The organism is Thalassobaculum sp. OXR-137 (assembly GCF_034377285.1).
In the GTDB taxonomy this organism is placed as follows: Bacteria; Pseudomonadota; Alphaproteobacteria; order Thalassobaculales; family Thalassobaculaceae; genus Thalassobaculum.
This window is the reverse complement of the sequence record NZ_CP139715.1, coordinates 2,031,216-2,044,572: the sequence shown is the minus strand read 5'-3', so window position 1 is coordinate 2,044,572 and position 13,357 is coordinate 2,031,216. Positions and strand designations below refer to the sequence as shown.

Genomic DNA, 13,357 nt, shown 5'->3' with positions numbered 1-13,357 from the left:
GAAAGCCCGTCGCATGGCCTCTCCGACCCTCACACCGCGCAGCCTCGGGATCGTGGTCGGCGAGATGCCGGCCGGCCCGGCCAACCGGATCACCGACGTTCCCGGCGTCGCCGTCGGCCATGTCACCCTGTCCGACGGGCCGGTCCAGACCGGCGTGACGGCGGTGCGGTTCCACGACGGCAACGCCTTCCGCGAAAAGCTGCCGGCCGCCGCCCATGTGCTGAACGGGTTCGGCAAGAGCATCGGCCTGGTCCAGGTCGAGGAACTGGGCACCCTGGAGACCGCGGTGGTGCTGACCAACACCCTGTCGGTCGGCACCGCCGCCACCGCTTTGGTGCGCCACATGCTGGAGACCACGCCGGAGATCGGCGACACCACAGGCACCGTGAACCCCGTGGTCATGGAATGCAACGACGGCGCCTGGCTGAACGACATCCGCGGCCTGCACGTGCAGGAGAGCCATGTGCGCGCCGCCCTCGACGCGGTCGCCCCCGCGTTCGAGCAGGGCAATGTGGGCGCCGGGACCGGGATGAGCTGCTACGGCCTGGCCGGCGGGATCGGCAGCGCCTCGCGGATCGTGCGGGTCAGCAAGCGGGATTACACGCTGGGGGTGCTCACCCTGTGCAACATGGGTCGGCTGGAGGATCTGCGGATCGACGGCCGGCCGGTCGGCCCGGCGATTGCCGAGCGGATCGCAGAGGAGAGTGCCGGGGCGGAAAAGGGCTCGATCATCGTCCTGATCGCCACCGACGCGCCGCTCGACGCCCGCCAGCTCCGCCGCGTCGCCACTAGGGCGGGGGCGGGCATCGTGCGCACGGGCTCGCATCTGGGATCGGGCAGCGGCGACATCGCGCTCGCCGTCTCCACCGCAGAGCCGATCCCGCACGCGCCGAAGAACAACAAGGTCATGACCCGCAGCGTGCTGCACGAGGACGCGATCGACCGGTTCTTCCGCGCCGCCATCGAGGCGACGGAGGAGGCGATCCTCAGCGCACTGCTGGCCGCCCAGCCGCGAACGGGCAAGCAGGGTCGGGTCCGGCGGGCGCTGGGAGAGTTTGTGGAGGTGCTGGTCCCGTAATTACGCCCACCCACAGCCGTCATCCTGGACTTGATCCAGGATCATGCCGCGAACCCGTCCGTATATTGATCCTGGATCAAGTCCAGGATGACGGGAGGTGTAGGAGGAACGGAGTCTACGCCGCCGGACCCGCCACGATCCCATCGTCGTGCAGCTTGCCGATGGCGCCGCTGTCCAGGCCCAGGACCTCGGCCAGCACCTGGTCGGTGTGCTGCCCCAGCGCCGGGGCCGGGGCCACGGGAAGGCGCTCCAGGCTGCGGAAATCGATCGGCGAGCCGGGGGTGAGCACCTCGCCCACCTCCGGATGATTGACCGTCTGGAACAGCGGGTTCTTCTCCGAGGCGCGCCAGTCGTCGGCCAGCATCTGCCCCACCGTCTGATACGGCCCCCAGGTCACGCCGGCTTCCGTCAGCGCTGCGCCGACCGCATCCAGGCTGTGCGACCCGCACCACTTCTCGATCAGTGCGAACAGCACCTTGCGCCACTCGAAGCGCTGGCCTTCGTCGCTGAAGTCCGCCGCCAGGGCGGTCTCCAGCCCGGCAACGGTCTGCTCGATCCCGGCGACCCGGCACAGGCCCTTCCACTGCTTGACGGTGATGGCCGAGATCATCACCCGGCGGCCATCGGATGTACCGAAATCCCGGCCGAAGGCGCCGTACAGGTCGTTGCCGATCGGGCCGCGGTCGACGCCGTTACGCTGCACCTCGCCGATCTGGCCCATATTGCCGACCATGGCCATGGCGATGTCGCTCAGCGCCACCTCGGCCCGCCCGCCCTTGCCGGTGCGCTTGCGCCGGTCGACCGAGGCGACGATGGCCAGGGCCGCGTGCAGACCGCAGCCCACGTCCCAGGCCGGCAGCACATTGTTCACCGGCGTGGTGTCCGGCCCGGTCAGGTGCGGGTAGCCGACGGCGCAGTTGATCGTGTAGTCCACGGCGGGGGAGCCGTCCGGGCTGCCCTTGACCGCGACGGAGATGGCGTCGGCCCGCTTCTCCTCCAGCACCTCCTGGGACAGCCAGGGAAGGCCGGCGAAATTGGTCAGCAGGATGCCGGTATCCTCGCCCGGGCGGGTCGCCAGCGTCTGCACCAGCTCGCGGCCACGTGGATCGCGCAGGTTGACCGCCACCGACTTCTTGCCCTTGTTCAGCCCGGCCCAGTACAGGCTGCGGCCGGTCTCCTTCGACAGCGGCCAGCGGTTGTAGTCGAGCCCGCCGCCGATCATGTCGACCCGGATCACCTCCGCTCCGAGCTGTGCCAGGGTCATGGCGGCAAGCGGGGCGGCGACGAAGGCGGATGCCTCGACGATGCTGAGGCGGTCGAGAAGGTCGTACACGGAAGCTCTCCGGGTGGGGGACGGAACGGACGGCCGTGACCTTACGGAAGGACAGGCCGTGGTGTCATCACCCCAACGCCGGTCCGTCGCGCCCGCCCTATCGCGGGGCCACCCGATACAGGGTGATATCGATCTCCTTGCCGCGGGAATAGTTCAGGCCCTGCACCTGCCCCGCCGGCTCGACCTTGAGACCGCGGGCGGCGGCGGTGGCCAGGAACTCGTCCTGCTGACGGCGTTCGACGACCGCCAAGGCGCAGGTCGGCTGATCCTCCAGCACATCGACCGCGCCGACCGCATCGCTCAGCCGGGTCTTGGTGCCGTGAACGAAGACCATACTCGGCTCGGAGAAGCCGGCGGTGACCAGCGGTCCGGTCTCGCAGGTCGCCGCCGTGGCGACCACCGGCTGCAGCGACCGGGCGATCCAGAGCCGGTCGAGGGACGGTGCGACCACCGCGAAGGTCAGGAAGTAGAAGACGCAGACACCGGCGGCGAGCGGCACCAGCCGGGCCAGCGACAGGTCCATCAGGAACCGGACCATGAGGGCGACGACCACGAGGCCGACGCCGCTGGCGGCGATGGCGGCCGGCGTGACCGTGCCGGAAAGATGGATCACCGCGCCCACAGGCACCGCGGCAACCAGCAGGCTCACCAGCACCGCGATGACGCCCAGCACCCGCTGCGCGATCCGGCCCTTGCCGCCGGCGACGAGGTCGGTGCCGGTGGCCAGGAACAGCCCCGCGAGCACGGCCATCGCCGGATAGGTGGGATAGGTGTAGTGCGGCAGCTTGGTCGCCACCGCCTCGAACACGACGACCGTCGGCACGATCCAGCAGATCAGGAAGCGGATGTCGGGGGAGATTCTGCGGGTCCAGGCCAGCATGGCGCCGCCGGCCGCCAGCGCGGTGCCCGGCCAGAACACCAGCAGGAAGAACAGGCTGTGATAGCCCGGCGGGGCGCCGTGGGAATCGTCGCCGCGCGCCACCTTGCCCAGCAGCGCGTGGCCGATGGATTCCTGCAGAAAGCCCGGCCCCACCTTCATGGTGATCGCGATCACCCAGGGGGCGACAACGGCCAGGGTCAGCGCCACGCCCGGCAGCCAGTACAGCCGCCGCAGCAGTTCCCGGTCCCGGTTCCACAGGCACCAGGCGGCGATGGTCGTGCCCGCCACCAGGGTGACGATCGGACCCTTTATCAGCAGCCCGATCCCATGGAACAGCCAGAAGGCGGCCGGCGAGCGCAGGCCGCCGCCGAAGAAGCCGTCGGGCCGGTCCGGGTGTGTGGCGATGCGGTGCAGCGCGATCTGCGCCGCCAGGATCGCGGCGACCAGCAGGGCGTCGGTCTTGGCCGTCCGCGCCTCCACGCCGGTGATCAGCGCCAGGGCCATGACGATCCCCGCCGCCACGCCGGCCGTCGCCCCGCCGAGCCTCGCGGCCAACCAGGCGGTCATGGCGACGATGCCGAGCGCCGCCAGCAGGGATGGCATGCGGTACGCCCAGATCCCTGCCTGCGGTCCGCCGCCAAGAATCTCCGCACTGGCCGCCTGCAGCCAGTAGGTGCCCACCGGCTTCACATGGCGCGGCACGTCCTGAAAGCGGATATCGACCAGATCGCCGCTCTCCAGCATCTGGCGCGACGCCTGGGCATAGCGTGCCTCGTCGCGGTCCATGGCCGGGATCTGGAAGATGCCGGGCATCAGCGCCGCCACGGCGATCACCAGGATCAGAAGCCATTGGCGGGCCGACAGACTGTCCGGCGCCTGAGGCATAACGGGCATCATGGGGTGCGATCCGCTTCCGCAACGGGGTTGGCGCCGACGGTCGTGCGGCGCAGGAGCCAGACCACGCCCAGCAGGTCGACAATGCCGACCAGGGCGCGGCCGATATTGGTGTATTTCGACTGCCCAGCCATGCGCGGCCGGTCGTCGACCGAGACGTGCAGCGTGTCGTAGCCGTAGCGCTTGGTCAGCGCCGGCAGGTAGCGGTGCAGGCTGTCGAAATAGGGGAAGGCCAGGAACAGCGGGCGCGGCAGGACCTTGAGGCCGCAGGCGGTGTCCGGACAGTCGTCGCGCAGCAGGAAGCGGCGCACCCCGTTGCCGATGCGCGAGGCGATCAGCCGCCGGATACCCGCCGTGCGCCGCCGCCGGATGCCGGCGACCAGGCCGACCCGGCCCACGGTGGTGGCGTCGATCTGCGAGGCCATGGCGACCACGTCGGCCGGATCGTTTTCGCCGTCGCCGTCGATCGTCGCCATCCAGAGCGAGGTCGCGGCCATGGCACCGGTGCGCAGCGCGGCACTCTTGCCGGAGCGCGCCGTGTGGCGGATCAGGGTGATGCGGGGATCCTTTGCCGACAGGTCGGCGACGATGCCGTCGGTGCCGTCCCGGCTGCCGTCGTCGACGACGATCACCTCCACCCGATAGGCGATGCCCACCTTGTCGAGGATCTCCTGGAGCAGCGAGGCGATGGCGCCGGCCTCGTCGCAGACCGGGACGATGACGCTGAGCGCGGGCTGGGACGGATTGGCGGGCTGGGTATCGGACATCGGCCGGGCGCAAGGACAGGGTGTGGCGCCTCTCCTAGCAGATCCGCCAGGACAAGGCGATGATGAAGCCCGGCTCCTCAGGCACCCATGCCGCGAAGCCGCCGGAACAGCGCCCTGTAATTGGCGACGCAGGCGGCCTGTGTGAAGTCCGCCGCGTGCCGCGCCGTGCCGGCATCGACAAGTTTCTGTGCCAGCCCCGGCTCCTCCATCACCCGGCGCAGGGCGTCGTGTAGCGGAGCCGCCTCGCCCTTCGGCACGATGAGCCCGTCCTGGCCGTCGCGCACGAACTCGGCCGGGCCGTCCGCGTCGGTGGTGACCAGCGGCTTGCCATAGGCCCAGGCCTCCAGCGTCACCGTGCCGAACGGCTCGTGGCGCGAGGGGAAGGCGACGATGTCGCAGCTCCGGAAGAACGCGCCGGTGTCGCGCCGCCATCCGAGGAACGTCACCCGGTCGGCGATGCCGAGCTCGCCGGCAAGCGCTTTCAGAGCCGCCTCCTCCGGGCCGCTGCCGGCGATCCACAGATGGACGGTCGGAAGGTCTACCGCCGCCTGCATCAGCACGTCGAAGCCCTTCACCTTATGCAGGCGCGACGGGGTGAAGACCACGGTCGCCCCCTGCGGCACGCCCAGGGCGGCGCGGTCGGCGGCCGGGCTGTCGTCGCGCTCGGCGAAGTTGGCGATCACGCTGCAGCGATCCTGGGGCCAGCCGTGCTCGATCACGTGGCGGCGGATGCCCTCGGTGATGCAGGCCAGGTGGTCGCAGTTGCGGAAGTATTTCAGGTCGTAGAAGCCGCCGAGGCGGGCGACCTTGGCGTGGTCGCCGTCGGGCATGAAGGAACTGGCCCGGCTCATGTAGGACAGCACGACCTCGGGCCGGAACTCCGACACCACGCGGCGCAGGGCGGGCTTGGTGCGGAAGTCGAGCCAGGACCCGAACGGCGCTTCGGACACCGGCACGCCGCCCGCCTCCAGATCGGCCCGGCGCGGCGGGTTCGGACGGATGACGGCGCGGGAGTCCTCCCCCGCCTCGGCCAGGGCCTTGGTCAGGGTGACGAAGAAGGTCTCGGCCCCGCCATTGGCGGCACCGGCGAGGATCGAGAGAATGCGCACGGGCCCGGTCCGTGTGGGTGTCGGTCGGGCCGCACTATGGCGTCGGGCGGCGCACCCACACAAGGTCGATCGCCAGGGCCAGGGCCATCAGCCCGGCGGCGAGCGCGAAGATCAGCGGATAGGAGCCGACCCGGTCGTAGAGGGCGGAGAAGCCGTAGGCGCCTGCCGCCTGCCCCACCGCGAAGGCCATGGTCGCCCGCCCCCAGGTGCCGAGCCGGGCCACCGGGTCCTCCACCAGGTCGTGGACGCGGCCGAGCACCAGCGGCACCACGCCGGGAATGGAGGCGCCGCCGACCACGGCGGAGACGAACAGGCCGATCTCGCCGACGCCGACCGCCAACGCGACGATGGCGAGGCCGACGACCACCAGATAGAGCCGCAGCCCGGCGGCGAAACCGATCCGGTCGGCCAGACGCCCGGCCAGGGTCGGCCCGCAGGCGGCACCGATGCCGAGCGCGATCCAGACCGCCGCCCCCAGGGCGAAGGACCGCTCCAGCCCACGCACCACGTAGTCCACCAGCAGCACCATGTGCGGCACCAGACCGGCGGCGATCAGGCCGTAGACCGCCAGCAGCGCGATCACGGCACCGCCGCTCGCCGCCCGCGCTCCCCCGACCTTGCGCGGCACGGCGCCGTCCGGCCACCAGGTCCAGACCAGGGCGGTCAACAGGGCGCAGAGGCCGCCCAGTGCCAGCCAGGTCTGTTCCAGCCCGACCTGCAGCAGGGTCGGCACCAGGGTGCCGGAAATGGCGATGCCGAGCCCGACGCCGGTGAAGATCAGCCCGCCGGCCAGCCCGCGCCGGCCCTGGGGCACCCGGGCCAGCGCCGTCGGCGCCGCCACCACCATCAGCGCGCCGCCGGCGATCCCGGCCACCAGCCGCCACACGAAGACCCACAGGAAGCCCAGCGGCTCGGCGCAGACCAGCAGGGAGACGGCGGACGCCGCCATCGACCAGCGCAGCACGGGCACCGCGCCGAACCGGCCCGACAGCCGGTTGCCGAGCACCGCCCCGGCCAGATAGCCGAGCAAGTTGGCCGCGCCGAGATACAGGGCGGCCGCCGGTTCGAACCAGCCGGCCTCGACCACCGCGGGGATCAGGGGCGTATAGGCGAACCGCGCCAGGCCGATCCCGACCAGCATGGCGGCGCAGGCGGCACTCACCGCCCGCCAGGGCATCTCGCCGGTGCGACCGGCCGCTGTCGTCATCTCGCTCATGCCCCCAAGCTAGGCACAGGGCGATCTCACGAGAAGCGATTTGATCCGATACCGGCGATCGCTTCGTGAGATATCTATTCGGCGGCGGCGACCAGCGCGGGGCGGGCGACGGCCGGATCCGCCACCGTGGCGATCAGGGCGGTCAGCGCGCTGGAGCTGTGGCCGTCGACCCGGCGGATGAACAGCGTCTCCACCAGACCGTCTTCCGGCGGCAGCCGGTGCAGCTCGACCCGGCCCTCGGCCTCGGCTGCCGCCACGATGCCGCGCGGCAGCAGGGTGACACCGAGACCGGCGGCGACGCTGCCGACGATGGCCTCGATGGTGCCGAACTCCAGAATGCGCAGGCCGACGATGCCACGCCGGGCGAGGATCTCCTCCAGCCGCTGGCGGTAGGAGCAGCCAGCCCGCAGCACCACGATCCGCACCTCGCGCCGGGCCGACAGCGCCTCGATGGCGCCCAGCCCCGGCGGCGCCACCAGCACCAGTTCCTCGTGGTAGACGGTCTCCACCTCCAATTCCGGATGGGCGACCGGGCCGCACACGAAGCTGCCCTCCAGTTCGCCGGTCAGCACCCGCTGGATCAGCTCCGCCGTGGTGCCCGTGCGCAGGACCAGATCGACCTCGCGATGGGCGGCCACATAGGCGGCGAGCGGGCGCGACAGGTGCAGCGCGGCCGTCGTCTCCAGCGATCCGACCACCAGCGATCCCGACGGATGGCCGTCGTCGCGGGCGGCGCGGCGGGCATCGGTCATCAGCACCGCGGCCCGCTGGGCATAGGGCAGCAGCCGCTCGCCGGCGGATGTCAGCACGACCCCCCGGCTGTGCCGGTCGAACAGGCGGACCTCCAGATCCTCTTCCAGGGCGCGGATGCGGGCGGTCACGTTGGACTGGACGGTGGCCAGTTCCTCCGCCGCCCGCTTCATGCCGCCATGGCGGGCCACCGCCTCGAATACCTTCAGGTCCTGAACATCCACGGCATCCTCCGACCGACAGGTGAGATCGCTGAGAGCGAATTATATCAGATCCGACGATATCGAAAGCAGGCGGGCGTCACACGAATCGGCTATCGTTGTCCGATCCTCTGCAGCAGGGAGCGCAGCCATGCGCCTGGACGACACGGTCACGGTCGAGTGCACGGACACCGATCAGAAGTTGGACGCCCAGGTGGTGCGGATGCAGGGGGACCGGGTCGACGTGATGGTCTCCGGCCTGATCCTGTCGCTGCGACGGACCAAACCGGGGATCTATGTCGGCACCCGCAGCGGCATGGAGTTCGTGCTGAAGACGAAGTAGGGTGACCTCACTGACCCCTTCCCTCGGAGGAGAAGATAAAACGCCCTACGCCGCCCGGCTTTCCAGCACGTTGCCGCGCAGGACGTCGACGCAGACATCCATCTTCACGAAGGCCTCCGCCGGGCCGAAATAGCTGCCCTGGAGCGGGATCGCCTGGCTCGGGTCGCGGGCCACGCCCACGCGGATCAGGTTCTCGCCGCCGATGATGCCGTTGGTCGGATCGTATTCCACCCAACCCGCTCCGGGCAGATAGACCTGGACCCAGGCATGGGTGGCGCCGGCTCCCTGGATCGGCTGGCCGCCCCGGATCGAGTTGACCACAGGGGCGGCGGACTCCACAGCCGGGTCGAAGACGTAGCCGGTAACGAACCGGGCGGCGAGGCCGAGGGAGCGGACCGCCTCCATCATCAGCAGCGCGAAATCGCGGCACGTCCCCCGCCGGCGCGCCAGGGTGACGGAGGGCGACTGCACCCCCTCCTCCTCGCGCGGCCGATAGGCGAAGTCGGACCGCACGCTCTTCGTCATCCCGCGCAGCAGATCCAGGGTCTCGGTCTTCGCGCCCGTGAAGAACGACCGGGCCCAGGCCTCGATGGCACCGTCGTCGGGGTGGTGACGCACGACGGAACGGCCGAGATCCTGCAGATCGTCCAGGGCATAGGCGAAGGGGAGATAGCGGGCGTGATCGTCGATCTCGAAGACCGGGGCGCGGGCCGGGTAATGCTCGACCACGATCACGCTTTCGAACAGCAGCCGCTCGGCCGGCTCGTCGAACCGGGCCACGGCGACGGAATTGGAAAACACGTCGTGCATCCAGCGCACGCTGGAGGCCGGCAGGATCTTCAGCCGGCTGTCGACCAGGCGCATGTCATGGCTGTCGCGCGGACGGAAGAGCAGGCGATGCTCGCCGAAGCGTACCGGCTCGCGGTACGAGTATTCCGTCCGATGGATGATGCTCAGGACCTGCATGGCAGCGTGCCCACGACATTGATCGCCGCAAAGACTACTCGCCAAACATAAACAAACAGTTTCCGCCTAGTCCGCCGCCTCGACCAGCCCGAAGAACCGTTCGCCGAGCGCCCCGCTGAGTCCCAGCAGACCGTCCTGGATGGCGTCGGCGAACTTGTGCAGCCAGGCGGGTTCGATCCGGTCGGTCGGCGTCTGCCCGGAGATCTCCATCACCCGCCCCAGATTGTCCCGCAAGCGCTCGCCGAGCTCGAGCCCATGCTCGCTCTCCAGACAGGCGAGGTCGTATTTGATCCGGTACAGGCAGAAGCAGATCGAGCGCGGGAACTCACTGTCCGACATCAGGAAGCGGGCCACGTCGCTGGTGCTCATGCTGCCCGGCCGGGTGCGCCGATAGGCCTGGTAGCCGGCGGCGGAGCGCAGCAGGGCGTTCCACTGGCTGATATCGATCGGCGAGCCCGGATCCTCCGCCACGCTCTGCAGCTGGCGGTACTTCACGTCGAGTAGACGGGAGGTCTGGTCGGCGCGCTCCACATGGCGGCCGAGCTGATAGAACCGGTAGGCTTGGTCCCGATACAGGGTGCCCTCGGCGATGCCCGTATGGGTCTGGCAGTTCGTCTTGATGAAGGCGGCCACCTTGGACAGCCGGGCAAGACTGATGTCCCGCCGCTTCAGCTCCTGGACCTCGCCGTAGAAGGTGTTGAGATGGGCCCAGAGCTCGGTGCTGATCAGGTGGCGCACCGTGCGGGCGTTCTCCCGCGCATAGCCGATCGAGTTCAGGACCGAGGTCGGGCTCTTCGGGTCGATCAGGTAGAAATACACGACCGCCGCGGCCGTGGCTTCCTTGTTGCGGCTGAAGAACAGCTCCTCGTCGGCGTTGATCCGGATCACCGCTTCCCAGTCGCCGGTGGCGCGGGGATCGCGGGCGAACGAGCCGTGCGTGTCCAGCAGACGGGCGAGGTTCTCGGCCCGCTCCACATAGCGGCCAAGCCAGTACACGTTCTCTGCGTAGCGTGACAGCATGGCGTTACTCCAGAACCCAGGTGTCTTTGGACCCGCCGCCCTGGGACGAGTTGACCACCAGCGAGCCCTTCTTGAGGGCAACGCGCGTCAGGCCGCCCGGTAACACCCATGTGGATTTTCCGGTGACGCAGAACGGCCGCAGATCCACGTGGCGCGGCTCCACCCGGCCGCTGATCAGGGTCGGCGACACCGACAGTTCGACCATCGGCTGGGAGATGTAGTTCGCCGGATCCTTCTCGATCGCCTTGCGGGTCGCCTCCAGCTCGCGCAGGGACGCACGCGGGCCGATCACCACCCCGTAGCCGCCGGCCTCGCCCACCGGCTTGGTCACCAGCTTGTCGAGATTGTCGAGCGTATACTGCAGCCCGTCCTTCTCGCGGCACAGGTTCGTCGGCACGTTCGGCAGGATGGCGTCCTGGTCGAGGTAGTATTTGATCAGCCGCGGAATGTAGGCATAGACGCCCTTGTCGTCGGCCACGCCGGTGCCGACCGCATTGGCGATCGTGATGTTGCCCTTGGCATAGGCCCGCATCAGACCCGGCACGCCGAGCATGCTGTCCTCGCGGAACACCTCGGGGTCGAGGAAGTCGTCGTTGATGCGGCGGTAGATCACGTGCACCGGCATCAGCCCGCCGGTGGTGCGCATATAGACCTTGTCGTTCTCGACGACCATGTCCTGCCCGGTGACCAGCGGGATGCCCATCTCGCGGGCCAGGAACACGTGCTCGAAATAGGCCGAGTTGAACGGGCCGGGCGACAGCAGGACAACCTGCGGATCGCTCACCCCGGCGGGGGCCGCCTCGCAGAGCGCATGGTGCAGCCGCAGGCCGTAATCCAGCACCGGACGGACGTTCATGCCTTCGAACAGATTGGGCATGGTCCGCCGCATGAGCTGGCGGTTCTCCACGACGTAGGAAACGCCGGACGGGCTGCGGGCGTTGTCCTCCAGCACCACGAACTGCCCGTCGCCGCCGCGCACCACATCGACGCCGCAGACATTGACGTAACAGTTCTCGGGCACCTTCAGCCCGACCATTTCCGGCCGGTAGTTCGGATTCTTGAACACCAGATCGGCGGGCAGGATGCCGTCCTTGATGCACTTCTGCTCGCCGTAGATGTCGGCCAGCAAAAGGTTCAGGGTCTGCACCCGCTGGATCGAGCCGCTTTCGATGATCTCCCAGTCGGCCGGCGTCAGGACCCTGGGGATCAGGTCGAAGGGCAGGACCCGGTCGACGGACGAGCCCTCGTGATAGAGCGTGAAGGTGATGCCCAGGTTGTAAAGTTCCCGGTCGACCGCCTTGGACAGGCGAGTCAGTTCCTTCGGCGTCGTACCGTTAAGCCGTTTCAAGAGGCCGGCGAGCACCTGCTGACGCTGTGCGTCGCCCTGGTATTCGCAGAAGAACCCATCGGGATCATAGTCTTCAAGCAGTCGGTGCCGCGCGCGGATAGCCGCCTCCCGTGCATTAACGAAAACTGGCTTATAGCTTTAACAAGCGGGCGAATGCAGTGCAACGGCTGCTGCTGACGCGTCAGTTGGTAGCCGCCACCGTCGCCTGCACCGTGCGCTCGCCGGTCACCCGCCCGTCACGCGTGAGAACGGCCTGCCCGGTCCACGTGCCGAGCGGCAGGCCGTCGGGGAACTTCGACTGGGAGTTCCGCACGCCGACCGCCCGGAACATCACCGCCTTGGTCTGATCGAAGGTGATCGTATCGCTGGCGACGACCGTTCCGTCGGGCATCCGCAAGGTGAGTTGGCCCGTATCGCCGGGCTGGATCCCCACGGCACGGAACCAGACGACGACGCTTTCCGCGGTCGCCGGCAGGGTGGTCAGCGCGGCGTCGCCGGCCGCCGCGGCATCGCTGTCGGGCACCCGGTCGAAGATCGCCGCGTCCAGCAGCGACGGGGCGGCAAGCGCGGTCAGGGACGTCAGGGCCGCATCGTCCCAAAGGGGCTGGCGGCCCACGCCGCAGGCGTCGCCGCCCTCGACCCCGCGGAACGGGTCGACCACGGTGCCGTTGTGCTCCAGCGACATGTGGACATGGGGGAACTGCGTCATGCCGGACAGGCCGACGGCGCCCAGCACGTCTCCGGCGGCGACCTCCTGGCCCGCATGGGCAACCACGCTGCCCTTGCGCATGTGACAGTACTGGGTGGCCCAGCCGTTGCCGTGATCGATGCGCACGCCGTTGCCGCATTCCTTGCCGGCGGCCTTGGCCGCCGCGATGCCGGCGGTGCCGAGATCCGCCTCGCCGTCCCGCGCGCCCATCACCTTGCCGGGCGCCGCCGCAAGGACCGGGACCGCCCCCTCGATCTTCGCGTCGTTGGCCAGCCCGATATCCGTGCCCTTGTGGCCGTCATAGGACATCTCTCCGCAGCGATAGTCCCTGCGGCCCGGACCGGGATCGAGGTCCACGTAGTTCACCACCCAGCAATCCGTACCCGGCGTGCAGGCGATCGGGAGCGACAGGGTGATCGGCCGATCATCGGCGGCGGGCGGCGGCGCGGGTGCTGGACTCGGAGCCGGTGCGGGATCCGTCGTCGCGACGGCCGGAGGTTGAACCGACGCCGGCGCCTCGGCGGCTGACGACTCGGCGGCTGGCGGCGCAGCGGTGGGCGGCGCGGCATCCGGCGCTGCCGTCGACTGATCCTGCTTGCGGTCGAGATAGCGCTCGACCGGAATGTCGACGCTCCAGTTATGGCCCTCCGGAGCCAGGACGAGCCAGAACGCGTAGGCGAAGGACGCGAGCGCGGCGCAGAAGATCAGGGCGAGTGCGGCACGGAACATAGGCGGGCGGCCTCC

At 69.5% G+C, this 13,357-nt stretch carries 12 protein-coding genes; 2 read left to right on the top strand and 10 right to left on the bottom strand.

All coding sequences use genetic code 11. The features are described from left to right. Positions 1–13: 13 nt before the first annotated feature. Positions 14–1,078, top strand: a complete 1,065-nt coding sequence (locus T8K17_RS09590) for a P1 family peptidase (RefSeq protein WP_322334282.1) — start codon at positions 14–16, stop codon at positions 1,076–1,078. Between the two features lie 115 nt (positions 1,079–1,193). Here T8K17_RS09590 and T8K17_RS09585 read toward each other — a convergent pair whose 3' ends face one another. The 6 genes from T8K17_RS09585 to T8K17_RS09560 all read right to left on the bottom strand — a co-directional run bounded on the left by T8K17_RS09585 (position 1,194) and on the right by T8K17_RS09560 (position 8,251). Next, entirely contained in the window at positions 1,194–2,411 is a 1,218-nt protein-coding gene (locus tag T8K17_RS09585) for a CoA transferase (protein WP_322334281.1), read from the bottom strand. A 97-nt stretch (positions 2,412–2,508) separates the two neighbouring features. Then, complete coding sequence (locus tag T8K17_RS09580; RefSeq protein WP_322334280.1) at positions 2,509–4,185, bottom strand: glycosyltransferase family 39 protein; 1,677 nt, start codon at positions 4,183–4,185, stop codon at positions 2,509–2,511. Next, positions 4,185–4,952, bottom strand: a complete 768-nt coding sequence (locus tag T8K17_RS09575) for a glycosyltransferase family 2 protein (RefSeq protein WP_322334279.1) — start codon at positions 4,950–4,952, stop codon at positions 4,185–4,187. The genes T8K17_RS09580 and T8K17_RS09575 overlap by 1 nt, the downstream gene beginning before the upstream one ends. A 77-nt stretch (positions 4,953–5,029) precedes the next feature. Next, a complete protein-coding gene (locus T8K17_RS09570) occupies positions 5,030–6,061 on the bottom strand; it encodes a glycosyltransferase (RefSeq protein WP_322334278.1) in 1,032 nt (343 codons plus the stop codon). 34 nt (positions 6,062–6,095) lie between these two features. Beyond that, positions 6,096–7,277 carry a YbfB/YjiJ family MFS transporter gene (locus T8K17_RS09565; RefSeq protein WP_322334277.1) on the bottom strand — a complete coding sequence of 394 codons (1,182 nt, stop codon included), beginning with the start codon at positions 7,275–7,277 and terminating at the stop codon, positions 6,096–6,098. A gap of 74 nt (positions 7,278–7,351) precedes the next feature. Further along, positions 7,352–8,251 carry a LysR family transcriptional regulator gene (locus tag T8K17_RS09560; protein ID WP_322334276.1) on the bottom strand — a complete coding sequence of 300 codons (900 nt, stop codon included), beginning with the start codon at positions 8,249–8,251 and terminating at the stop codon, positions 7,352–7,354. Positions 8,252–8,378: 127 nt separating this feature from the next. On the opposite strand from T8K17_RS09560, the gene T8K17_RS09555 reads away from it, so the two are divergent. Continuing rightward, the gene (locus T8K17_RS09555; protein ID WP_322334275.1) at positions 8,379–8,570 is read left to right on the top strand and encodes a hypothetical protein; all 192 of its coding nucleotides are present in this window, start codon (positions 8,379–8,381) and stop codon (positions 8,568–8,570) included. Between the two features lie 45 nt (positions 8,571–8,615). On the opposite strand, the gene T8K17_RS09550 is transcribed toward T8K17_RS09555, so the two are convergent. The 4 genes from T8K17_RS09550 to T8K17_RS09535 all read right to left on the bottom strand — a co-directional run bounded on the left by T8K17_RS09550 (position 8,616) and on the right by T8K17_RS09535 (position 13,342). Further along, positions 8,616–9,536: a transglutaminase family protein gene (locus T8K17_RS09550; RefSeq protein WP_322334274.1), complete on the bottom strand. Its 921-nt coding sequence runs from the start codon at positions 9,534–9,536 to the stop codon at positions 8,616–8,618. Between the two features lie 66 nt (positions 9,537–9,602). Further along, positions 9,603–10,556 carry an alpha-E domain-containing protein gene (locus tag T8K17_RS09545; RefSeq protein ID WP_322334273.1) on the bottom strand — a complete coding sequence of 318 codons (954 nt, stop codon included), beginning with the start codon at positions 10,554–10,556 and terminating at the stop codon, positions 9,603–9,605. Between the two features lie 4 nt (positions 10,557–10,560). Continuing rightward, on the bottom strand, positions 10,561–11,985 hold the full coding sequence (locus T8K17_RS09540; RefSeq protein WP_416153197.1) for a circularly permuted type 2 ATP-grasp protein: 1,425 nt from the start codon (positions 11,983–11,985) through the stop codon (positions 10,561–10,563). Positions 11,986–12,085: 100 nt separating this feature from the next. Next, positions 12,086–13,342, bottom strand: a complete 1,257-nt coding sequence (locus tag T8K17_RS09535) for a M23 family metallopeptidase (protein WP_322334272.1) — start codon at positions 13,340–13,342, stop codon at positions 12,086–12,088. Positions 13,343–13,357: the final 15 nt, after the last annotated feature.

Excerpts from the sequence above, each read along its gene's own strand:
- T8K17_RS09590 (WP_322334282.1), top strand. The coding sequence starts at position 14 with ATGGCCTCTCCGACCCTCACACCGCGCAGCCTCGGGATCGTGGTCGGC.
- T8K17_RS09580 (WP_322334280.1), bottom strand. The coding sequence starts at position 4,185 with ATGCCCGTTATGCCTCAGGCGCCGGACAGTCTGTCGGCCCGCCAATGG.
- T8K17_RS09575 (WP_322334279.1), bottom strand. The coding sequence starts at position 4,952 with ATGTCCGATACCCAGCCCGCCAATCCGTCCCAGCCCGCGCTCAGCGTC.
- T8K17_RS09565 (WP_322334277.1), bottom strand. The coding sequence starts at position 7,277 with ATGAGCGAGATGACGACAGCGGCCGGTCGCACCGGCGAGATGCCCTGG.
- T8K17_RS09555 (WP_322334275.1), top strand. The coding sequence starts at position 8,379 with ATGCGCCTGGACGACACGGTCACGGTCGAGTGCACGGACACCGATCAG.
- T8K17_RS09550 (WP_322334274.1), bottom strand. The coding sequence starts at position 9,536 with ATGCAGGTCCTGAGCATCATCCATCGGACGGAATACTCGTACCGCGAG.
- T8K17_RS09545 (WP_322334273.1), bottom strand. The coding sequence starts at position 10,556 with ATGCTGTCACGCTACGCAGAGAACGTGTACTGGCTTGGCCGCTATGTG.
- T8K17_RS09535 (WP_322334272.1), bottom strand. The coding sequence starts at position 13,342 with ATGTTCCGTGCCGCACTCGCCCTGATCTTCTGCGCCGCGCTCGCGTCC.